Here is a 22,859-nt window from a genome sequence, read left to right as displayed (position 1 = left end):
ACATAAATATTAAATTCAATAAATAACATAAATATAATTAGTCAAGACTAATTTTATTTATTTAAACTATTAACTATGTTTGTGTACTTGTTGTTTTAAGGATGTATACACTATCAGAAGAAAATTATTTAAAGGCTATTTACCGCCTATCGCAGGATGAGGGCAAAATAACGCCCACAGCCATAGCCGAGTCACTGGGCAATAACCCGGCATCTGTGGTAGATATGATACGCAAGCTTAGCGAAAAGCAACTGATAGAATACGACAAGAAAAAAGGCGTGGAACTAACTCAGCAGGGGCAAAAAGATGCGGTACTTATAGTGCGCCGCCACCGCCTTTGGGAAGTATTTTTGCTTGAAAAATTAGGCTACCACTGGGATGAGATACATGACATTGCCGAGGAGCTGGAGCATATTAATAATGATACCCTGGCCGACCGGTTAGACAAATTCCTGGGTTTCCCGGAGTATGACCCGCATGGCGACCCGATACCCAAGGCTAACGGCAAAATGGCCAAACCCTATTCGGTTACCCTTGCCGCCATGAAAACCGGCAGCACCTGCCGCGTGGCTGCCGTGCGAGATACCAGCAGCGCATTTTTGCAATACCTGCTTAAACTCAACATAGGTATTGGCACACAAATACAACTTGTAGAAAAAATAACTTTTGATAATTCGTTGGTGATCAGCATTAACGGAAAGGATCATACCACCGTATCGCAAAAATTTGGCGAGAATATTTTGGTGGAATAGATGATTACAGGCTGGTTCAGGCTGATTGTTCCCTGCTTAGCTTAATAGCCCTGATAACTAATACGGTTAATGAAATAACGAAAAGTACTGCCGCTATTGAAGCAATAATTACTTTCCACATTTTGTGATGTTCAACACCATCTATAATATTGACAATATTGAGCACCAACATACTACAAAATATAATAACCGGAACTATTAGCTTTTTAATAACTGATGATTGCATAAGCTAATATACAATATGTTTTAAACAAAGAAAGCCGCAGTAATTAAACCGCGGCTTTCCTTTTGATCTCTGACTATCAGCCGTTAAAAGAATTTATAGCCAACACTCAATGCCCAAAGGCTCTGGCGCTGATCAAAGTAGTTGCTCACCTTGCTCAGGCCGCCTTCGTAACGCAAATCGACCGTAATGTTACCAACGTCAACACCGCCGCCGGCCTGAAAGCCCAGCGTGCTGCTTTTGTAGTTACGGAAAGCCTCGTTCACATTATCGCCAAAGCTGCGGCTATCGCTCAATATGGCCGAGTAAACCGGACCGGCAACCAAATGCAGGTTCAGATCTTCCTGACCGAAGCTTTTACCTATCAATACCGGAATATTGAGTGTAGTAAAGCGCACTTTGCCGCTGTAAGTATTATCATCACTCTCGAATTTACCACCGCTGCTGCCTAAATAAAGCTCGGGCTGTAAAAACCAGTTTGAACCAATGCGGGCAAAACCACCTACCTGGTAGCCTGCAACGCTTGATTCCTTTAACTCATCGGTATTAATTTTTGAAAAGGTAACGCCTGCCTTTGCCCCAACTGTAACCTGGGCCTTTGCGCTGATGAAACATGCCACCAGCATTGCTACTGATAAAAAGTACTTTTTCATGTTGTGTAAAAATTTGGTTCAACATCGGTTTAGATGTTCGATAGTTAACAATAGTTTAACCGGTTTGTGTTAAATTTAACAAACATCAAGTTGGGATAGCTTATTAAACCCCTCCCTGACCCTCCCCGAGGAGGGAATGGAATCCCTTCATCATATTGACTTTCTTGTCATTTCGAACGAGGAGAAATCTGTCGCCAAACGCATACAAAGAATAGCGCAGGCCATGTCACCCTGAGCCCGTCGAAGGGCGAGCGAGGGGCCTTACAAGTGGTGAGTGCTTCGATAAGCTCAGCATGACAAAGCGGTAAAGCCAATACGTGATTGAAATGACATGATTATTTAAGGCCTACCTCTCGGGGAGAATTTAGGAGGGGTATCCCGCCAACACGCTATTCCATAAATTACATTTTTTTATATTTTTGCATAAACTCATTATAAGCATGGCCGAAATAAGCATTAGCAACCAGGACTGGAACCGCGTAAAAATAAAACTGCAACGCAAGTACAACCATCTTACTGATGCGCAGCTACAATATACCGAAGGGCAGGAAGATAACCTGATAACACGGATTATGGACCTCGTTAACCGCGACCGTAATTATGTGGTGTTCACCCTCAAAAAAGCGCTGGTTAATATTGATAACAACCGCTTGTAAAATTTCAGAGCCCTCCGCTAAAACCGGGGGGCTTTTTTGTACATTTATATTTTTAGTAACGACGAACAGAGCCAAAGTGAACATCAAGAAATATAAAGTACAGTTTTTAGTAACCGGCATTGTTGCCGCCGCCGCCATTACCTTCAGTTTTAAGGATGACCTTTTCCAGATATCAAAAAATCTTGATGTTTTTGCCTCGTTGTACAAGGAGGTAAATATTAATTATGTTGACGATATCAACTCGGCCAAAATGGTAAAAACCGGGGTTGATGCCATGCTTAACGGCCTTGACCCTTATACAGAATTTGTACCTGAGTCAGAAATTGAGGATTATAAGCTGCATTATATCAGCACGCAATATGGCGGCATTGGCGCATCCATATTTACGCGCGACGAAAAGGTTTATATATCTGATGTATTCACCGGCTTCCCGGCGCAAAAAAATGATGTACGTGCAGGCGATCAGGTATTAAAAATAAACGACATTACCCTTAACGGTAAAAATAATGAGGAGGTTAGCCAATTGCTTAAAGGACCAAAAGGCGCGCCCATAAAAATTGTGCTAAAACGCCCGGGTGAGGCTAATCCTATCGAAAAAACGCTTTTACGTGATGAAATTAAGCAACCTAATGTAAGCTATTACGGCATGGTTGATGGCAATATGGGCTATATCAAACTTGATAAATTCCTGGAACGATCTGCCGAAGAAGTAAACACCGCATTAACCGCTGTTAAAAAGAACAACCCGGCAGGCATCATCCTCGATCTGCGCTCAAACGGCGGCGGTATTTTGCAGGAAGCTGTTAAAATTGTGAACCTTTTTGTACCCAAGGATATAAAGGTGGTATCGCAAATGGGTAAAATAAAGGAGAAAAACTACGTATACGCCACCCAAAGTGCCCCGGTTGAACCTAACCTGCCGCTGGTAGTACTGGTAAATAACCGCTCGGCATCAGCATCAGAAATTGTGGCCGGCACACTGCAGGACCTTGACCGTGCCGTGGTGATCGGTCAGCGTAGTTTTGGTAAGGGGCTGGTGCAGCAATCGTTTAGTTTACCTTACAATAGTTTGGTTAAGATAACGGTAGCCAAATACTACACCGCATCGGGCCGTTGCGTACAGGAGCTTGATTACGCACACCGTAAAAATGATGGCAGCGTGGTTAAGGTAGCCGATTCATCCATCCATGAATTCAAGACCAAGAACGGCCGTTCGGTATATGATGGCAGCGGTGTATCGCCGGATATTGAGATAAAGCGTGATAAATATGCCCGCATCACCCAAACTTTAGTAGGCAAACTGCTGATATTTGATTACGCCACACAATATAAAAACACGCACCCCAAAATTGCCGATGCACGCTCGTTCGCGCTTACGGATGCCGAATATGACGATTTTGTAAAATATCTGTCGGGCAAGGATTATAAATACACCACCGTTACCGAAACCCTGCTGAACAGCCTGAAAACACAAGCCACAACTGAAAAGCAGTTTGGAGAGATACAGGCCGAATATGAATCATTACGCAGTAAGTTACTTGCCAGCAAAGGCAACGACCTTAAACAGCATAAGCAGGAAATAAAGGAGTTGCTGGAAAATGAAATATCCGCCCGTTACTATTACGAGAAAGGGCGTTACGAAACCCACTTTAAATACGATAAGGAATTGGCCGAAGCCATAAAAACCATGCAGGACAAAACCCTGCTCACCTCAGTACTTACCGGCCAGGGTAAATACAAAACAATCGGCAAACCCCAGTTAGCCGCTATGGCCGTAAAAAAAGACGCGGCAGCAAGCGATAATGAAGATGAAGACTAAGCACTTCGATACACTATGAGTTAATTATTTAATTAACATTTCAAGTATCAAAACATCAATTATACATAATAATATATTTTAAATATCTAATTACAAGTAACTTATAAAAGTTTATAATAAATAACTAATGAGTGTTTAAACTTTTTATATAACATGGTTGTCTTACCTTCAAACACAACAAATAATGTTTATGAAAAAGCTCATTATAACTACAGCCATATTACTAAGCTTTTTAACTATACAAAAAGCAAGCGCGCAATTAAGTGTAAATATAAATATTGGCAGCCAGCCGGCTTGGGGCCCTACCGGGTATGATTACGTAAATTATTATTACCTGCCGGATATTGATACCTATTACGATGTGCCTGCACGCCGTTATGTATATTTAGATAATAATGTTTGGGTACACCGCACTTACCTGCCAACACGTTACCGTAATTATAACTTATACAAAGGCTATAAGGTAGTATTGAATGACCGCGACCCCTGGCGTAACCATACGGTAATACATAACAGATATATTACCTACAAAGGCCGCCCAAGTACAACCGTTATTCGCGATAGCCGCGATGTTAAGTACACTAAATACCGTGGTCACCACGCCAAGGTTACCCATGTAAAGTATAAAAGTTATGGTAAAAAAACACCTTTGCTAAAACGCGGCGGTAATAAGCATCAAACTCCATTACTTAAACGTGAGGGCCATCAGCACCAAACGCCTTTGCTTAAACGCGGCGGTCACGATAAAAAAACACCTTTACTAAAACGCGGATAATAAATCTGCGTATATATAAAAAAGCGAAGCGGCTACCCTTTTGGGCAGCCGCTTCGCTTTTTTAATACAGTTTAGTGCCTTACCATTTAACACCCATATTGTAAAACATGAACGACCATTTATCGGCCTGCTCACTAATTACCTGGGCGGTTGAACGGCCCGCGCCATGACCGGCATTGGTTTCAATACGGATCAGGATTGGCGCACTGCCTTTTTGCATCTCCTGCAAACGCGACCCGAATTTGAACGAGTGCGCCGGTACCACACGGTCGTCATGATCGGCAGTGGTGATCATGGTAGCCGGGTAGCTTGCCGGTTTAATAGCATGATATGGCGAGTATTTGTACAGGTACTCAAACATCTCCTTTGAATCTTCGGCGGTACCATAATCATACGCCCAGCCTGCACCGGCTGTAAATTTATTGTAGCGCAGCATATCCATCACCCCTACCGCCGGGAAGGCCACCTTACACAGGTCAGGGCGTTGGGTAATGGTAGCGCCTATCAGCAAACCTCCGTTAGAGCCGCCTGAAACAGCCAGGTAATCCTTTGAGGTATATTTATTTTTGATGAGGTATTCGGCAGCGGCTATAAAATCATCAAACACATTTTGCTTTTTAAGCTTGGTACCGGCAAGGTGCCATTTTTCGCCATACTCGCCACCACCACGTATGTTTGGTACGGCGTAAATGCCGCCATGCTCCAGCAATACAATGTTCGAGGTGCTGAAACCCGGTGTCATGCTGGCGTTAAAGCCACCATAAGCGTAAAGCAACAGCGGGTTTTTACCGTTCATTACCGTACCTTTTTTATAGGTGATGATCATCGGTATTTTGGTACCATCCTTTGAGTTATAGAATACCTGCTTTGATTCGTACAATTCAGGATTAAACTGCACACCCGATTTTTTATATAATTCAGATTTACCGGTGGCAATATCATACTTGAATATGGTTGACGGGTAAATGTACGAGGTGAAGGTGTAATACAATTCCTTCTCCTCCTTTTTTGCCCCAAAACCACCGGCCGAACCTACAGACGGCAGGGCGATATTACGCTCCAATTTGCCGTTCATATCATACTGCTGCACAAATGTGGTGGCATCTTTCAGGTACTCGGCAAAAATTTTTCCGCCCCCAGTTGAAACATTCAGCACATTTTCAGTTTGAGGAATCAGGTCTTTCCATTGTGATGATTTCGGGTTGCTGAAATCAACCGTTACCAAACGGTAATTAGGCGCTTTGAGATTGGTATGTATGTAAAGCTTTTCGCCTACGTTATCAACAATACTATTATCGTTATCAAAATTATCTACAATGTTAATTATCGGGCTGCCCGGTTTGCTCAAATCCTGAATATAAAGCTCATTACCACTGGTAGAAGTTGCCGCGCTTATTACCAGGAAACGCTCGTCCTCAGTTAAACCCGCGCCAATGTAGCGTCGCGGTGTTTTATCGCCGCCAAAGATCAGTTTATCCTCGGTTTGCGGTGTGCCCAGTTTGTGGTAAAATAGTTTGTGGTATTGGGTTAAACCCGCCAACTGACTACCTTCTTTTGGTTTATCGTAGCTGCTGTAATAAAAGCCATCGTTGCCATGCCATGCGGTGCCCGAAAACTTTACGTCGATCAGCGTATCGCCAACCACGCTTTTATCATCCGTTTTTAAAACGATCACCTTGCGCCAGTCTGACCCACCTTCTGAGATCTGGTAAGCGGCCAAACTACCATCCTTGGTAAAGCTGATGCCCGCTAATGACGTGGTACCATCCTTTGAGAATTTATTAGGGTCAAGAAAAATCTCCGGCTGGCCATCCTTAGTTTGGCGCCATAGTACTGATTGACTTTGCAAGCCGTCGTTTTTATAATTGTAGGTGTATTTACCCTCTTTAAACGGGGCGCTGTATTTTTCGTAGTTCCACAGGGCGGTAAGGCGTTCTTTTATCTTTTCGCGATAAGGTATCTGCCCTAAATAGTTTTGGGTAACCTTGTTTTCCTCCTGCACCCAGGCTTTGGTATCCGCGGCGCGGTCATCTTCAAGCCAGCGGTATGGATCAGGCACGGTGGTACTAAAATAAGTGTCGGTTACGTCGCCCTTTTTAGTTTGGGGGTAAGGTAGTGTTTTAATATTCATGGTTTGTGCATGCGTGTAACCGTATAGCATTACGGCAACGCTAAGTAGTGAGGTAAATTTTTTCATCAATAATAAATGGTTATGAGGCGTAGCAAGATACAAAAAATACATTAGCCCGTCCTAAGATAACCCCTCCCTGCCCTCCCGAGGGAGGGAATTGAAAAAACTTCCTATAAAAAGCTCGGCCAGGTGCGATTCCTTCCTTGGGGAAGGGGGAGGAAGGGGTTTTAAATAAGCGGCGATGCATTGATGGCGCCACCCCTCCCCACGCTCCCAAGGGAGAGAATTGAAAAAACTATAAAAAAGCATGAGCATGTGCGATTCCTTCCTTGGGGAAGGTGAAGGAAGGGGTTTGAGAAAACAGATAATAAAATAAGTACGTTGTCATATCGTATTTTTTGCCATGCCTATAGCGTTACATTTTCGTACTTTTGTTTAAATATATTTCTGATTGCATGAATGCTGATGCTGTAAAGCTGCTGCAAGGCCGCTACTGTAATTCGTTAACTCAATACTCGCGCTTTGTTACCCGTGAAGTTAAGATAGGTGATGTACCGATGGGCGGCAATAACCCCATCCGCATACAAAGCATGACCACTACCGACACGATGGATACCATTGGTACGGTAGAGCAATCCATCCGCATGATTGAGGCCGGGTGCGAATACATACGCATTACCGCGCCCAGCATTAAGGAAGCACAAAACCTTGCCGAAATAAAAAAGCAACTGCGCATGCGTGGCTACAATGCCCCATTGGTTGCCGATATACACTTTACCCCCAACGCCGCCGAGGTGGCCGCACGCATTGTTGAAAAGGTGCGTGTTAACCCGGGTAACTATGCCGACAAAAAACGCTTTGACCAGATAGATTATACCGATGCCGAATACCAGGGCGAACTGGAGCGTATCCATCAAAAATTTGCGCCGCTGGTTGGTATTTGCAAGGAGTATGGTACTGCCATGCGTATCGGTACAAACCACGGCTCGCTGTCCGACCGTATTATGAGCCGTTATGGCGATACGCCGCAGGGCATGGTGGAATCGGCTATGGAGTTTATAAGGATTTGCGAACTGCTGGATTACCGTAACCTGGTAGTTTCCATGAAATCGAGCAATCCGCAGGTAATGGTGCAGGCCTACCGTTTATTGGTTGCAACCATGGTGGCCGAGGGCATGAACTACCCGCTGCACCTGGGTGTTACCGAGGCGGGCGACGGCGAGGATGGCCGCATTAAATCTGCCGTAGGTATAGGTACCTTATTAGAGGATGGCCTGGGCGATACCGTCCGCGTATCCCTCACCGAAGAACCCGAAGCCGAAGCACCGGTAGCCATAGCGCTGGTGGAGCGTTATAGTAAGAGGAAGTCCGAAAGTCAGAAAGTCGGGAAGTCCGAAAGTGAAATTATAAATATAACTCCCTCTCCTATGGAGAGGGCTGGGGAGGGGTATTCTCCCTACGAATACAAGCGCCGTGAAACTATCGAAGCTAACGCCTTTATTGGCGGGCATATGGTACCGAGGGTAGTGGTTGATCTGTCGGCGGCTAATTTGAAAGACCCATCAATATTGAATGATGCCGGGTATCTGTATTCGCCTATATTGGATAAATATAATATGGCCGAGCAATCGGTTGATTTTGTTTACCTGGGCGATAATTTGCCATCGTTCAACTTTCCGGGCAACCTTAAACAGTTATACAATTACAAAACCTGGCAGGGGCTGAATAACAAATTCCTTTGTCACCCGGTATTTACCCTGAATGAATATACGGATGCTTCAGCCGACCGTTCATCGCCATTGAATTTAGTACGTGTTACTACTAACGATCTTCAAGGTGAAGCTTTAACTAATATTCCTAATAACGGATCATTAGTATTCGTTTTGGAAACCGATAAGGCACACGGCATGGCCGATCAGCGTACCTTGTTTTTTAAGCTGATGGAGTTGGGGCTGAATACGCCGGTGATTGTTAAGCGTAAGTATAACCTTGTGAGTCCGGAAGTCGGAAAGTCAGAAAGTCAGGAAGATGAGTATATCACAAAACTTCAACTTTACGCCGCTACGGATATGGGCGCTTTGCTGGTTGATGGTTTTGGGGATGGTATCTGGATTGATGCGCCGGGATTACCTGTACAGGCTATTACCTCTTCATCATTCGGCATATTACAGGCCACACGCTCGCGTATCTCAAAAACGGAATATATATCGTGCCCAAGCTGCGGGCGAACCTTGTTCGATCTGATGATCACCACGCAGATGATCCGCAGCCGTACCAGCCACCTTAAAGGCTTGAAGATCGGCATTATGGGCTGCATCGTAAATGGCCCCGGCGAGATGGCTGATGCCGATTATGGCTATGTAGGCTCGGGTACTGATCGTATTACGCTATACCGTGGCAAGGAAGTGGTGAAAAAGAACGTGACATCCGAAAACGCTCTGGACGAACTGATCAACATCATCCGTGAAGATGGCAATTGGATTGAACCGGTGGAGAATTAAGGATTTGATTGTCAACTATGCAAACAATAAATATAAGGCGTAGGTCTTTAACATATCTAACAATATTTTTAGTTGTACTAACTCTGTTGCTTGGTTTTGGTTGGTTTAACAGCATGGTAAGTTACAAATACGAGGTACAGGATTCCATACATTCAGGCGAAACGCTTATACAGTATCAAAAAGATATTTTACAGAACACCACAATCAGTAAAATTGCATTTTTATCCTGCTTAGCATTATTTGTATCTGCCGCTTTTATTTATATAGCCGAACCCTCATTTAAAGGCAAGATATTCTATTACGATAAAATGTCTCGTAAATAAGCTTTTTATAATGATTAAACATTATAAACTAATAACTGTAATTACTTTCTGCGCTATTTTATCCGCCTGTTCTGTTTACCGCCAAACCGTGCAAACCCGCTCTATCGCCAATAACGGCAAAGCTTGGGCATCGGCATGGCAGCAAAGGGCTGCGGAGTATAAGGCATTGTGTTTCCAGGCGTATAACAGTGCCCATTTTCAGATTGATCAGGCTATAAAAATACCGGGCACCAAGCCACCGGCCATTGTAACGGATATTGACGAAACCGTGTTAGATAATAGCCCTTACGATGCGCAGCGCGCCCTCAATAATTTAGAGTACGATACCAAAACCTGGAAGGAATGGACAGCCAAAGCTATTGCCGATACAGTAGCCGGTGCGCCATCATTCCTGAAATACGCGGCAGCAAAGGGCATCACTATATTTTACATCACCAACCGCGATGAGGACGAACGTGCCGCCACGCTAAAAAACCTGCAGCGCTATGGTTTGCCCAACGCCGATGATGCACACTTGTTGCTACGCACAACATCATCAAGCAAGGAGAGCCGCCGCCAGCAAGTATTAAAAACGCATAACATTATTTTGCTTTGCGGCGATAACCTGCCCGATTTTGATGCCTTGTATGATAATAAACCCACCGAGCAGAACCGTGATAAGGCGACTCGCAAACTGACCAATCAGTTCGGTACAAAATATATTGTATTGCCCAATCCATCATACGGCGACTGGGAAGGTGCTTTATATAAGTGGAATTATAAACTCAGCCCGGCACAAAAGGATTCCGTAATTCGTGCCGCTACCAAAACAGATCAATAGTTGCAGGTTGTTATAATTTTAGCATTTTTGGTGTATCATAAACAATCTACCATCAGCTAAAGTTATCAGTACATGACAACCATTCAAAACGATCACTTAAAAGTATCTATCCGCACCAAAGGAGCCGAGCTAACATCGGTATACAATAAAAAAACAGGCGTTGAACAGCTTTGGCAGGCCGATGAATCGGTATGGCCATGGCATGCGCCAAACCTGTTCCCTATTGTGGGTATGGTATTAAATAATGAACTGCTGGTTGACGGCGAAAAATACTCCCTCCCCCGCCATGGCTTTGCCCGCAACAGCGAGTTTGTTTTGATTGACGAAAGCGAGGTACACGCCGTTTTCTCGCTACCCAACAGTGCCGAAACGTTAAAGGTTTATCCTTATAAATTCGATTTTCAGATAATTTATACTTTGATTGAGAATGCCTTGCGCGTTACCTACAAGGTTATCAATCATGATGATCGTACCATTTACTTTTCGGTTGGCGGGCATCCGGCATTTAATGTGCCTTTTAATGCTGGCGAGAACTATGAGGATTACTACCTGGAGTTTGAAACGGAAGAGGAACTTAATCGCTACGTACTGTCTGACGGTGGTTTTTTAACAGGCCAAACTGAACCTGTAGTGCTTGATGGCAAAAAGCTACATCTTACTAAACCCTTGTTCGATCGCGACGCACTGGTTTTTAAGAACATAAAATCAAAACTACTTATTATTAAGAGCGATAAGCACGATCAAACCTTAACGGTGGAATACCCGCATTTTGATCATTTAGGTATATGGGCTAAACCCGGTGCAGATTTTGTTTGCATTGAACCCTGGCTGGGTTATACAGATACCGAAGGATACCCTAATAACATCAACGAAAAAGAGGCTATACACTCCCTTAAACAGGGCCATACCTTTGAGGCCGCGTGGTTCATCAGCATTTAAAAATGTGCTGTATTAAATTATTGCAAATTCTTAAAACATTTCAAAGCGTTTAAATATTATCAGTGTAAAACTCACAATAAATTAACTGCTATGAAAAGGAAAATTTATCTATTAGCTACTACTTTGCTGCTAACTTTTGCAGCTTTTACCAGCAACGCTGCTACTTATAACGACGACAAGAAAGACGGCGTTAACAAGGAAGCTATTGCTAACATGACCGAAGAGCAAAAGCAAGCACGCATTGAAGAGATAAAGCTGCGTGTTGCCGAGATCAAAGCGATGGACAAATCAGAAATGAACAAAGCTGAGCGCAAGGAATTGAAAAACGAGCTTAAAGGCTTAAAGAAAGAAGCACAAGCCATGGGTGGCGGCGGCATTTACCTTTCAGTAGGTGCTATCATCATCATCATCCTGGTACTGATCCTGATCCTGTAATCAGAAAAAGAAATATTTTTTAAAGGAAGCGGCACTTTATGTGCCGCTTTTTTTATGCGGTTTTGTTTGATTGCAATTTTCGTAGTTCGGTATTGGCATAGCTAAACCATTTGCGGTTACTTTTGCGCTCCACGGGGGTAAGGTGCGGCTGTTCTTCCAGCATGTCAGCCAATATGTCGGCAGCATCACCCGGACGATCGTTACGCGATAGAAACAAAGCGTATTCGTAACGTTGTTCAAAATACGAGTATCGGCCTTTCATCAGCTTAAATTCAGCCTCGGCCTGTTCTGTGTTACCTGTTTTTTCGAGCGCTACAGCATACAAAATATGCGACCGCGAGCGGATAAACTGAGGCAGCTTGTATATTTTTTGCGCGGTAGCAATAGCATCTTCATACCGCTCGCTTTGTGTATAGGCAATGATCAACTGCTGCAAAACATGTTCATTTTCGGCAAAGGCACCGGTGAGGCTGTTTTCATACAGCTCAATTGCCTGCTGGGTAAAGCCGCCCTCAAGGTAGGCATCGGCCAGTTTTATACGGTTGGCAAAAGTATCGCTAAAGCGTAGCTGCTCTTCCAGGCGCTTGTACTTAACACCCGGGTTAAGCATAGCCTTTACATCAATATTAGGCTGGCGCATTCTTCGGCCCGATATAACTTCGGAATACAGGTAGGCAATGCAGCCAATAACCGGCAGCACAATTATTACCCATAACCATTTTTGCTGATGGCCGTTACGAATGCAATGTATGGCGCAAATACCCTGTAAAATAAACGGTATATAATATAGATAGCTATTATCAGCAAAAAACATAAAAGAGAATCAGTTATATATATGATAAAGTACTAAGTACCCTCAAATATAATTAATTCCCCTTTAGTTTAAAACAGGCCTAACTGGCCTTTATCGTCCATATCTATATCATCCGGATTAGTTATTTCCAGGTCGATCTTTTTAACCGGTTTTTCCTCAGCTACGTTATTAACCGCTGCATCGGCGGCCGGCGGGGCATCAACAGTTGTTTTTTCCTCCGGTGTTTGTATAATCTCGGTCGCCTCAACACTGTCCGGTGCCGGGTCGGGCACATCGGCGGCATCATCATGTTCGGCAATCAGCTCAACCGTTTGCACCACGTGTGCCGACAAGCGGTTACCCATCGCTTTCATGCCCTTTACATCTATCAGGTCGGCCAGGTTAAGTTCGGCGGTTTCGGCTACCTGGGCTTTGCCCTTTAACTGATCAACCTTTATCACAGCCTGCGCAGCGCCTGATATGATAACCAGTTTTGAGCCACTCTCGTCACTTATAATGCTGGTTTGTTTGCCAATGGCCGTGTTTTCAAATACAAAGCGCTTAACCATGTAGTTTTTGGCCTTACCTTCAAAGTGTACTACGGTATAAACCTTTTCAGCATCATATTTTTCTATAACGATCATCTTATCGTCAAAGTGGTTATTAAGGTCAAAGCTGGTAAGCTCATACACCCCGTTGCTTAGCACGGTAAGTATACGGTCATCACCGTCAAACTCGCCCAGGTATTTGCCCCGCCCATCGGCATTAAGGCGTTTAAGCACATCATCATACCATATTTTACGGCCGGCAAGCGTACTCACACCCTTACTTTTTAACGTTATTTTTTTAACCGGATACTTGGTTACGATGTTACCCATTGAGCCACGGCCCTTAATGCCTATCTCGGCAAAATCAACATCGAACTGTAGTTTTTTTAGTTTTGAGTGAGGCTTTAACTGTATGTTAATCACTTCGGCCTCACCGTTAGGGTTGGCGGTAAAGTATAATGCTTTTGAACCTTTGGTACCCTTGGTCAGATCGTACTCCTTATCGCGGGTGATACCAGTTACCGCAAAGCGTTTGATATAGCTTACACCACTCTCGCCATCCTTATATATCATGTTATAGATGGTGCGCTCATCGTTCTTTTTAAACACGGCAACATGTTCAATACCCTTACCCACAAATACCTTATCCTGTATCCTAACCACGCTAAACCGGCCATCGTTACGAAAAACAATGATATCATCAATATCCGAGCATTCGCCTACCAGTTCCACATTATCGTCACGCTTTAAGCCTGAGCCTACAAAACCATCAACTTTGTTTACGTACAGCTTAACGTTTGCCAGGGCTACCTGTGCCGCCTCTACCTTATCAAAAGTGCGCAACTCGGTTTTACGGCCACGATCTTTACCATATTTATCCTTTAGTTTTTCAAACCAGGCAATGGCATAGTCGTTAAGGTGTTTCAGGTGATGCTTTACCTCTTTTATCTCGTCCTGCAGGTTTTTAATCTGCTCATCCGTTTTCTTAACGTCAAAACGGGTGATGCTGCTCATTGGTTTATCAATCAGCTTTTTATAATCCTCCGGCAGTATCTCACGGTAAAACTGCGGAAAGAAAGGCCCGAACAAACGGTTAAGCACGCCCACTACTTCCTCAAAATTGGTTGAGCTTTCATAGTCGGGATGCTTGTACATGCCCTCCTGAATAAATATTTTAAGCAGCGAGCTGAAGAATATTTTTTCCATCAGCTCCTTCAGCCTTATCTCAAGCTCCTGCTTAAGCAAATCCTTAGTGGTTTCGGTACACTCCACCAGCATATCGTTCACGCTCACAAAGCGCGGCTTATCATCCTGAATTACGCAGGTGTTAGGCGATATGGATACCTCACAGTCCGTAAAGGCATACAGCGCGTCAATAGTAACATCAGGAGATATGCCCGGTGCCAGATGAATAATGATCTCTACATCCTTAGCCGTGTTATCCTCTATTTTTTTGATCTTAATCTTGCCTTTATCATTGGCCGCTATTACGCTATCTATTAATCCGCCTGTGGTGGTACTGAAAGGTATCTCGGTAATGGCCAGTGTTTTTTTATCACGCTCCACAATTTTGGCGCGCACGCGCACACGTCCGCCACGCTGGCCTTCATTATAGTTAGAGCAATCAGCCATACCGCCTGTAGTAAAATCGGGCAGCAGGTTTGGGCGTACACCACGCAAAACCCCTACCGAGGCATCAAGCAGTTCAACAAAGTTGTGCGGTAATATTTTAGTTGCCAGGCCTACGGCAATACCCTCGGCACCTTGCGCCAACAGCAGCGGAAATTTGACAGGCAGGGTTAGCGGCTCTTTGTTACGCCCATCATAACTGGCCTGCCAACTGGTAGTATCCGGATTGAAAACCACCTCATTAGCGAATTTTGACAGGCGCGCCTCGATATAACGCGGTGCTGCCGCCGAATCGCCGGTTACCGGGTCGCCCCAGTTACCCTGGGTATCTATCAGCAGGTTTTTTTGCCCTATCTGTACCATGGCATCACCAATAGAGGCATCGCCGTGTGGGTGATACTTCATGGTATGGCCAATAACATTGGCGGCCTTGTTGAAACGGCCGTCGTCCATTTCTTTTAACGAGTGCAGGATACGGCGCTGTACCGGTTTTAAACCATCATTAATGTGCGGCACAGCACGGTCAAGTATTACGTATGACGCGTAATCAAGGAACCAGTTTTCGTACAGGCCATCAAGTGAGGTAACATTATGTAATTTTTCTTCGCCGTTAGCAGGTATATCGTTAGTCAGATCGTCACTCATTATTAGCAATAAAAAATATGGATTGGGTAAAGATAAGGCATATCGGGCTATTATCTAAGCTAACTTATACACAAGTTAAGCTAACGTGTTTACAATTAACACTTTTCCTGAAAATAATCTTTGCTGCTTGTAACCTATTTGAAATTGAGCGTGTCTTATAGATACAATCAATAAGAAAACAAATTAACCCCTTTTACTACCACGTCATGAAAAATTTAAAAGTACTGCTCACCATACTGCTGTTAGTAGTTGGTGGATTTGCAAAAGCAAACGATGATGATTACAAACTAACAAAAACATACGCATCAAACATATACATTGAAGCGGTAACGCTTGGTAAGCTCGAGGGCTTTGAAAGTGTTGTTGATAAGGATGCCAAGTTTTGCATACTGATGGGCAATAAGCGTGTAGCTACTTACAGCAAGGCCGAGATGCTTGAATTTATGCAAACCAACTTAAAAGGATTAAAACAACTGTGCACCACCAACAGCACCGTTGTTGAAGAGAACGGACAAATGTCTGTACTCAAGGTAGAAATGAAGTATGGTAACTTTACGCGTACCAACTACGTAACCTTTGCCGACACAGGCAAGGGCTGGAAAATTACTAATGTTTGCTCGGTATATAAGTAAGCGTTGGTGTATAACAATTGTGTTTAAAGGGTCCCGATTTGGCTTTCAGGGGCCCTTTTTATTTTCACTCCTTACGGGATGCGCGAATCATCTGCCCGTAATCCCAGCGGTTCATTAGGGCATTTACCGTGAGTGCGATACGCTTATCGCGGATGGGCTGGGTTTTGGCGCTATCTATCCATTTAACAAAATAGCCTCGGTGCGATGGCGTAAGGCCATAAAAATACTCGCCTGCTTCGGGTTCATACTCCAGGCATTCGGCCAGGTCATCAGGCACCTCTATTTTAAAATCTTTATCTTCCTGCAACTGTACTTGCAGCATGGCACCCTCACCCTTGCGGATACCTTTACGCATCTGCGCGTTTACCGGCATTATAAAATTGCCCTCCCCTTGCGGCAACAACGCCACGCCGGCAATGGCCAATCCATCAAGCATACCTTTTACCCTGAACGACCGCTTGTGGCCTGGTTTTAACTCTGCTGCCAGATGAGCGGGTACCTGAATATACGTCCAGCCTGTTTTATCGCCGTTCTCGGCAAATTGCAGTATAATGGTTTCAAACGCTATCATTACATTCCGGGCTTTACCGGTATCCAGATTTCTTCTTCGGATGCCGGATCGTTATTCTTGTATTTTTCGCCAAGTAACTCAAAGTGTGGCCGCTCATCCAATACATAGCTTGAAGCAGGCAGCCATTCCGAAAATATATAATTAAATATGCGCGTGTCCGCGCTTGAGCCTTTGTAATTAAATACAGCATACAATCCGCCCGGCAAATTAAACTCATCCATACCCTGAGGAAGTATGGCATCACCTTCAACTTCAACCAGCGCCCACTTTTCAAACTCCGTTTCCGGATCGAAATGCAAAAAATAACCTGCCGGGTACACCTGTAATGAATATAAACAGGCATTTAAACCGCTTATTTCTGCACGCCTCGGCATAAAGCTTTGCCATAAAACACCTGTTTTATTATGAGTGATGCTGGTAGTTACATGCATACCAACTAATTTTTTGGAGAATACCTCCTGAAAACGGGGTTGCTCAAATGCAGATGTTTGCAATGTTAAGGGCATATGTTACAATTCGGTTAAAACTATCACGCTTTTTTAGCCTTAAAACAGGTCATTAAGCCACGTTTGTTAAATATATGTTAAAAGTGAATCTAATAGCAAAACTACTGTAACGTTTGCAATAGTGCCGCTGTCTTATAGATATAAAAACAAAACATAATTTATACAAACCTTTAAAAAAGCAATATCATGAAAACCTTAAAATCAATCCTGTTAGGCTTAGCATTAATCATAACCTCAAACTTTGTTAAAGCTGACGACATCGCTAAATTAACAAAAGATTACGCTGTTAACACATATATTGAAGCTGTTGCACACGGCAAGCTTGAAGGCTTTGCCCAGGTGCTTGATAACGGTGCTAAATTCAGCATGATGCGTGGCAGCAAAACGCTAAGCTTCAGCAAAAGCGAGATCCTTGAGTCAATGAAAGCAACAAAAAACACTGATCAGGAATGTAAAGTAAGCACTTCAACCATTGAAAGCAACGGCGAAGTAGCCATTGTAAAAGTTGACCTTGAGTATGACGGTTTTACCCGCAGCAACCTGGTAACCATCAGCAACACCGGTAACGGCTGGAAAATCACCAGTGTACACTCTACCTTTAAATCGTAATTAGTTTTAGTTTATTCTTTCTTTAAGCAAAAACCCCGGCCTGTTGGCCGGGGTTTTTTATTTTATCTATCATTCACAAACCCCTTCCTCCGCCTTTCCCAAGGAAGGAATCGCACATTGCCCCTTGTTTTAATAATTAAATTTTGATTCCCTCCCCCGGGAGGATCAGGGAGGGTATCGCAAATTATATATTGCAGCTTTCACAAACCCCTTCCTCCACCTTCCCCAGGGAAGGAATCGCACATTGCCCCCTTGCTTTAATAATTAATTTTGATTCCCTCCCTCGGGAGGGTTAGGGAGGGGTATCGCACATTATATATTGCAGCTTTCACAAACCCCTTCCTCCACCTTCCCCAGGGAAGGAATCGCACATTGCCCCTTGTTTTAATAATTAAATTTTGATTCCCTCCCCCGGAAGGGTTAGGGAGGGGCGCCTTATTGCTCTTTCAGCACCACATGTTTAATATTCTTCCGGTCATACGTATAGGTGATATGCACCAGCCCGTCATTAGTTTGAATGATTGCGGGGTAACTGTACTCTTCCTTATCACCATTTTCAAGCACGGCAACATCCGTCCATTTCTGGCCATCGGTACTCATGGCAACGCGCAGCTTACCGCGGCCGTTAAACCAATCTTTCCCCGGCACGTCCGGATTGTAAACTATTAATTGCTTGCCGCTTTTCAGCGTAACGGCATCCGTACCCGAGTTTGGGTTGAGCAGTGAGGTTGCCGAAAGTTTGCCCCAGGTTTTGCCCCCGTCCGCAGACCAGGCCTGCACTACCGTGCCTTGCCTGCTACGGCAAAGTATCTGTAACTTGCCACCCGAATAGGTTAATATACTCGGTTGTATTACATCAAACTTACCGGCGGTATCAACCGGGATATTTGCCCAGGTTTTTCCGTTATCTGTTGATCGCTCCATATGCGCTTTCCATCGGCCATTTTCGCCCATTTCCTCAATGCTTGAGGGGGAGAGTATCACACCATTTTTTAACTGAACGGGTTTATTTTTAATCGGCCCTAAAATACCGGCAGGCAATTTCACGGGAGCCGACCATGTTTTACCGTCATCATGAGAGGTTTTGTACATGCCCCACCATTCGCGCGGGTTGGGGCCAACTTTGTAAAACAGGGTGATGGTACCGGCTTTATCCTTAAAAAGCACGGGGTTCCATGCAGGGTAGCGCAGGGTATCGTTCACAACGCCATCGGCCACTTTCGTTGTTGAGGTAGCCTTGCCGTTACTCAATGTGGTAAGCCAAATGGAAACATCATTTTTACCCTCCTGCGTGCCGCCAAAACAAGCCAGCAATAACTCGCCCGCCTTGTTTTGCACAATGGTTGAGGCATGGCATTGCTTAAACGGCGCATTGGTAAAAACCAGGTCGGATGATAGTTTTTTGAAAGATTGTGCCTGAACAATACCAGGCAGCGCAAGTAATAAAACAGCTAACAGCAGGGAACGATTTATGATCATCGGCCTAAACTAAGGCTATTTCACGTATTTTTTCAAAACTTTTTCCCATCTGTCATATCCTTTACTGTTCAGGTGCAGGTAATCGCTTTTAAACAAACCGGAGTCAGGACGCATGGTTTTTTTGTTGAGAATGGGCGTAGCTACATCAATAAATTTGGTTTTGGGCTTACTGTCGGCATATGCCTTGATCAGGTTATTGGCCAATATCACCTCGTTTAAAAACCTGGCACGGCTGGGGCTGGGTTTTATTGACAGGAAGTAAATCTCGGCATTGGGTAACTTATCATGGATCATCGTCCATAGCTTTTCAAAGCTACCGGCCACGTTCTGCGCGGTACGGCCTGAGGCAATATCGTTCTCGCCCGCATATATAAATACTTTTTTAGGTTGATAAGGGAACAATACATAGGGCGTATAATACTCCACCCACTGCCAAAGCTCGGAGCCGCCAAGGCCACGTTTTATTACCGGCTTACCCGCAAAGCGTTTTTCCAGGTCGTCCCATAAACGGATAGACGAACTACCGACGAACAATATACCGTCGGGCGCTGGCATCTGCAAACTATCCTGATGCTTGAACTGGCGCACCTCGGCATCAAAAGGAAAACCTTTTTGGGCGCTGGCGTTAAAGGTAAATAAAGCAGCAACTATTGCTAACAGCAGTTTAATTTTCATTGGTTAATGTGTTAAACGGTCTTCAAAAAACAGGAATGGCAAAAAGCTCTGCACCCCCTCAACCACCCAAACCGGGCCGTTTATACAATATAACAGTACGCGCAAGGGGCTGTTTTGCTTTTTTTCGCATTCGGCCATCACCTGCAGGCATGCCCCGCATGAGGTAATGGGTTTCAGTAAATCAAAATCATTAGTTTGCGCGGTAACCGCCATCGTAACAATAGCATCATCGGCATGGTTGGCACCCCAGTTAAACAAAGCCACACGCTCGGCACAAAGTCCTGATGGATAGGCTACATTTTCCTGATTACTGGCACGCAATACCGCACCACTTTTTAGTTGCAAAGCCGCGCCTACTTTAAAATGCGAGTATGGCGAGTGCGAAGTATCCAAAGCTTTTACCGCTTCAAGGCATAACGCCTTGTCGGCTTCGGGCAATTCATCAACGGATGTATATTCTTTAAAAGCTATATTTATTTGTCTGTCGGTCATTAGCAGATGCCCTTATGGTTAAGGGGGATACAATATAAGGGTTTAGGTGGTAAAAAGCAATTTATAAGAAAGATTGTAAACTCATAAATAATGAACTGTTAATTACCTGTCCTAAATTTCTTTTGAACGATCAAAAGAAACAAAAATCGCCGGCTACGCCCTGCCCGGTGAAAGGGTGTGCTTTGGCAAGACTTGTGCTACTCCGGGCATTTCTGATGCCGGTAATGGGGGCTTATTTATGGTTGTGCTTCTGTTTTATCTCATTTTTAACATTGTCATTTCGAGGCGATAGCGAGAAATCTGTATACGTTCATAGTAAAGCGACATATTCAAAATCATACTATTCAAAATCTCCACTCCCTTGGGCAGGGTCAGGGTGGGCTTTTCACCTTTTTTAAAACCGATACATCCCCCGTTGGTTGCTACATAAGTGTTTAAACATAAACAAATACAATTATGGCAAAAACAGTGGCCGACCAGTTGGTTGAAATGCTTGTTAACGCGGGCATAAAACGCATATACGCCGTTACCGGCGATAGTTTGAACGAGGTAAACGATTCCGTAAGGCGATCGGGAAAAATACAATGGATACACGTGCGCCATGAGGAAGCTGGCGCCTATGCCGCCGCCGCCGAGGCGGAACTTACAGGCATTGCCTGTTGCGCGGGCAGCAGCGGACCAGGGCACGTGCATTTAATTAACGGCTTGTATGATGCCCACCGATCAGGTGCGCCGGTTATCGCTATCGCGTCAACCATAGCCACTACCGAGTTTGGCACTGAGTATTTCCAGGAAACCAATACGCTGAAACTATTTGCCGATTGCAGCCATTACAACCAGATAGCTACTACGCCAAAACAACTACCGCGTATGCTGCAAGGTGCCATACAGGCAGCCCTGCATAAAAAAGGCGTAGCCGTTGTAGGCTTACCCGGAGATATTACCGGGATGGATGCAGAAGAGATAACCACCGCAACCCAAAATTTCAACCCGATTCCGGTTATTAAACCATCAGATGCTGATTTGAGTAACCTGGCATCAGTGCTTGGCCAGCATAAAAAGATTACCATTTTTTGTGGCATAGGTGCTGCCGACGCGCATGATGAGGTGGTTGCGCTTTCGCAAAAATTACATGCTACGGTAGCTTACTCCTTCAGGGCAAAAATGGATATACAGCACCATAACCCCAACGAGGTGGGCATGACAGGTTTATTGGGTATTCCATCCGCCTACCAAAGCATGCATCATTCGGACCTGATATTATTATTAGGCACTGATTTTCCTTATGCTAATTTTATACCTACTGATTGTACCATTGCACAGGTAGATACCAAGCCGGAGCGTATTGGCCGCCGTGCCAATGTGGATATTGGCCTGTGCGGGTCAGTAAAAGATACGCTGCAAGCCTTGCTGCCGCTGGTTAATCAAAGTACCAACGATAAATTTTTGCGCGAGCAACTGGAGTTTTACGCCGAAGTAAAAAAGAAAATGCACACCTATGTAGAGGATACCGGTGATACCGACAAAATTCACCCGGAATATGTATCGCACTGCATTGATGAACTGGCTGATGACGATACCATTTTTACGGTGGATACCGGCATGTCGTGCGTATGGGGTGCGCGCTACATTAACGCTACCGGCAAGCGTAAAATGCTGGGCTCGTTCAATCATGGCTCCATGGCTAATGCCATGCCGCAGGCCATTGGCGCGTCGCTGGCATTTCCGGGCAGGCAGGTAGTTGCCTTTTGCGGTGATGGCGGTCTGTCCATGTTATTGGGCGATCTGGCTACTATTACGCAGTATAAGCTACCGGTAAAAATCATCGTGTTCAATAACCGCTCGCTGGGTATGGTAAAACTGGAAATGGAAGTAGCCGGCCTGCCCGACTGGCAAACCGATATGCACAATCCCGATTTTATGCTGGTAGCACAGGCCATGGGCATGAAAGGCTTCACTGTTAATGAGCCAACGGGCGTAAAAGCGGCAATACAAGCTGCCTTTCAGCATGACGGCCCTGCGTTGGTAAACATCATGACAGACCCTAACGCGCTGGCCATGCCGCCAAAAATTGAGTTTAAGCAGGTTAAAGGTATGGCGCTTTCAATGAGCAAGCTGATACTTAACGGCGAAATGAATGAAGTGCTGGATACCGTAAAAGCCAACTACAAACACATTAAGGATATCCTGTAAAGAATAATTTTGTGATTGAAGAGCCGGGCATTAGTCCGGCTTTTTGCATTTAGGTATTTG

General features: G+C 44.5%; 21 protein-coding genes. 12 read left to right on the top strand and 9 right to left on the bottom strand.

The window, feature by feature from the left end; all coding sequences use genetic code 11:
• Nucleotides 1-101 precede the first annotated feature (101 nt).
• Complete coding sequence (locus LJ707_RS12155) at nucleotides 102-752, top strand: metal-dependent transcriptional regulator (RefSeq protein ID WP_228951277.1); 651 nt, start codon at nucleotides 102-104, stop codon at nucleotides 750-752.
• Between the two features lie 309 nt (nucleotides 753-1,061).
• Here LJ707_RS12155 and LJ707_RS12150 read toward each other — a convergent pair whose 3' ends face one another.
• Nucleotides 1,062-1,628, bottom strand: a complete 567-nt coding sequence (locus LJ707_RS12150) for a porin family protein (RefSeq protein ID WP_228951276.1) — start codon at nucleotides 1,626-1,628, stop codon at nucleotides 1,062-1,064.
• Between the two features lie 440 nt (nucleotides 1,629-2,068).
• On the opposite strand from LJ707_RS12150, the gene LJ707_RS12145 reads away from it, so the two are divergent.
• The 3 genes from LJ707_RS12145 (at nucleotide 2,069) to LJ707_RS12135 (ending at nucleotide 4,878) form a co-directional block, all read left to right on the top strand.
• On the top strand, nucleotides 2,069-2,284 hold the full coding sequence (locus LJ707_RS12145; RefSeq protein ID WP_228951275.1) for a hypothetical protein: 216 nt from the start codon (nucleotides 2,069-2,071) through the stop codon (nucleotides 2,282-2,284).
• Between the two features lie 76 nt (nucleotides 2,285-2,360).
• The gene (locus LJ707_RS12140) at nucleotides 2,361-4,103 is read left to right on the top strand and encodes a S41 family peptidase (protein ID WP_370632398.1); all 1,743 of its coding nucleotides are present in this window, start codon (nucleotides 2,361-2,363) and stop codon (nucleotides 4,101-4,103) included.
• A gap of 190 nt (nucleotides 4,104-4,293) precedes the next feature.
• Nucleotides 4,294-4,878: a hypothetical protein gene (locus LJ707_RS12135; protein WP_228951274.1), complete on the top strand. Its 585-nt coding sequence runs from the start codon at nucleotides 4,294-4,296 to the stop codon at nucleotides 4,876-4,878.
• Nucleotides 4,879-4,957: 79 nt separating this feature from the next.
• Here the strand turns inward: LJ707_RS12135 and LJ707_RS12130 are convergent, their stop codons facing one another.
• Complete coding sequence (locus LJ707_RS12130; RefSeq protein ID WP_228952514.1) at nucleotides 4,958-7,039, bottom strand: prolyl oligopeptidase family protein; 2,082 nt, start codon at nucleotides 7,037-7,039, stop codon at nucleotides 4,958-4,960.
• Between the two features lie 425 nt (nucleotides 7,040-7,464).
• Between LJ707_RS12130 and ispG the strand changes: the two genes are divergently transcribed.
• The 5 genes from ispG (at nucleotide 7,465) to LJ707_RS12105 (ending at nucleotide 12,027) form a co-directional block, all read left to right on the top strand.
• On the top strand, nucleotides 7,465-9,510 hold the full coding sequence (gene ispG, locus LJ707_RS12125) for a (E)-4-hydroxy-3-methylbut-2-enyl-diphosphate synthase (protein ID WP_228951272.1): 2,046 nt from the start codon (nucleotides 7,465-7,467) through the stop codon (nucleotides 9,508-9,510).
• A gap of 113 nt (nucleotides 9,511-9,623) precedes the next feature.
• Nucleotides 9,624-9,833, top strand: a complete 210-nt coding sequence (locus tag LJ707_RS12120) for a hypothetical protein (RefSeq protein ID WP_228951270.1) — start codon at nucleotides 9,624-9,626, stop codon at nucleotides 9,831-9,833.
• 10 nt (nucleotides 9,834-9,843) lie between these two features.
• Complete coding sequence (locus LJ707_RS12115; protein WP_228951268.1) at nucleotides 9,844-10,653, top strand: 5'-nucleotidase, lipoprotein e(P4) family; 810 nt, start codon at nucleotides 9,844-9,846, stop codon at nucleotides 10,651-10,653.
• A gap of 72 nt (nucleotides 10,654-10,725) precedes the next feature.
• Nucleotides 10,726-11,592, top strand: a complete 867-nt coding sequence (locus LJ707_RS12110) for an aldose 1-epimerase family protein (protein WP_228951266.1) — start codon at nucleotides 10,726-10,728, stop codon at nucleotides 11,590-11,592.
• A gap of 90 nt (nucleotides 11,593-11,682) precedes the next feature.
• Nucleotides 11,683-12,027 carry a hypothetical protein gene (locus LJ707_RS12105; protein ID WP_228951264.1) on the top strand — a complete coding sequence of 115 codons (345 nt, stop codon included), beginning with the start codon at nucleotides 11,683-11,685 and terminating at the stop codon, nucleotides 12,025-12,027.
• A gap of 52 nt (nucleotides 12,028-12,079) precedes the next feature.
• Here the strand turns inward: LJ707_RS12105 and LJ707_RS12100 are convergent, their stop codons facing one another.
• Nucleotides 12,080-12,841 (bottom strand): PLDc N-terminal domain-containing protein, encoded by a 762-nt coding sequence (locus LJ707_RS12100; RefSeq protein WP_228951262.1) that lies wholly within the window; start codon nucleotides 12,839-12,841, stop codon nucleotides 12,080-12,082.
• Between the two features lie 68 nt (nucleotides 12,842-12,909).
• Nucleotides 12,910-15,642: a DNA gyrase/topoisomerase IV subunit A gene (locus LJ707_RS12095; RefSeq protein ID WP_228951259.1), complete on the bottom strand. Its 2,733-nt coding sequence runs from the start codon at nucleotides 15,640-15,642 to the stop codon at nucleotides 12,910-12,912.
• Nucleotides 15,643-15,848: 206 nt separating this feature from the next.
• Between LJ707_RS12095 and LJ707_RS12090 the strand changes: the two genes are divergently transcribed.
• The gene (locus LJ707_RS12090) at nucleotides 15,849-16,274 is read left to right on the top strand and encodes a nuclear transport factor 2 family protein (protein WP_228951256.1); all 426 of its coding nucleotides are present in this window, start codon (nucleotides 15,849-15,851) and stop codon (nucleotides 16,272-16,274) included.
• 64 nt (nucleotides 16,275-16,338) lie between these two features.
• Here LJ707_RS12090 and LJ707_RS12085 read toward each other — a convergent pair whose 3' ends face one another.
• Nucleotides 16,339-16,845, bottom strand: a complete 507-nt coding sequence (locus tag LJ707_RS12085; RefSeq protein ID WP_228951253.1) for a YdeI/OmpD-associated family protein — start codon at nucleotides 16,843-16,845, stop codon at nucleotides 16,339-16,341.
• Nucleotides 16,845-17,351 carry a GyrI-like domain-containing protein gene (locus LJ707_RS12080; protein ID WP_228951251.1) on the bottom strand — a complete coding sequence of 169 codons (507 nt, stop codon included), beginning with the start codon at nucleotides 17,349-17,351 and terminating at the stop codon, nucleotides 16,845-16,847. Before LJ707_RS12080 ends, LJ707_RS12085 begins: the two co-directional genes overlap by 1 nt.
• 186 nt (nucleotides 17,352-17,537) lie before the next feature.
• Between LJ707_RS12080 and LJ707_RS12075 the strand changes: the two genes are divergently transcribed.
• Nucleotides 17,538-17,960: a nuclear transport factor 2 family protein gene (locus tag LJ707_RS12075; protein ID WP_228951249.1), complete on the top strand. Its 423-nt coding sequence runs from the start codon at nucleotides 17,538-17,540 to the stop codon at nucleotides 17,958-17,960.
• A 435-nt stretch (nucleotides 17,961-18,395) separates the two neighbouring features.
• Here the strand turns inward: LJ707_RS12075 and LJ707_RS12070 are convergent, their stop codons facing one another.
• Genes LJ707_RS12070 through LJ707_RS12060 form a run of 3 tightly spaced genes read right to left on the bottom strand, consistent with a single transcriptional unit; the run spans nucleotide 18,396 to nucleotide 20,606 of the window.
• Nucleotides 18,396-19,439: an exo-alpha-sialidase gene (locus LJ707_RS12070; protein ID WP_228951247.1), complete on the bottom strand. Its 1,044-nt coding sequence runs from the start codon at nucleotides 19,437-19,439 to the stop codon at nucleotides 18,396-18,398.
• Nucleotides 19,440-19,454: 15 nt separating this feature from the next.
• Nucleotides 19,455-20,114: a GDSL-type esterase/lipase family protein gene (locus tag LJ707_RS12065; protein WP_228951245.1), complete on the bottom strand. Its 660-nt coding sequence runs from the start codon at nucleotides 20,112-20,114 to the stop codon at nucleotides 19,455-19,457.
• Between the two features lie 3 nt (nucleotides 20,115-20,117).
• Nucleotides 20,118-20,606 carry a cytidine deaminase gene (locus LJ707_RS12060; RefSeq protein ID WP_228951243.1) on the bottom strand — a complete coding sequence of 163 codons (489 nt, stop codon included), beginning with the start codon at nucleotides 20,604-20,606 and terminating at the stop codon, nucleotides 20,118-20,120.
• A gap of 456 nt (nucleotides 20,607-21,062) precedes the next feature.
• On the opposite strand from LJ707_RS12060, the gene LJ707_RS12055 reads away from it, so the two are divergent.
• Nucleotides 21,063-22,799 carry a thiamine pyrophosphate-dependent enzyme gene (locus LJ707_RS12055; RefSeq protein WP_228951240.1) on the top strand — a complete coding sequence of 579 codons (1,737 nt, stop codon included), beginning with the start codon at nucleotides 21,063-21,065 and terminating at the stop codon, nucleotides 22,797-22,799.
• Nucleotides 22,800-22,859: the final 60 nt, after the last annotated feature.

This window comes from Mucilaginibacter sp. UR6-1 (assembly GCF_020880975.1).
In the GTDB taxonomy this organism is placed as follows: domain Bacteria; phylum Bacteroidota; class Bacteroidia; order Sphingobacteriales; family Sphingobacteriaceae; genus Mucilaginibacter.
This window is presented reverse-complemented; position numbering and strand designations above follow the sequence as displayed.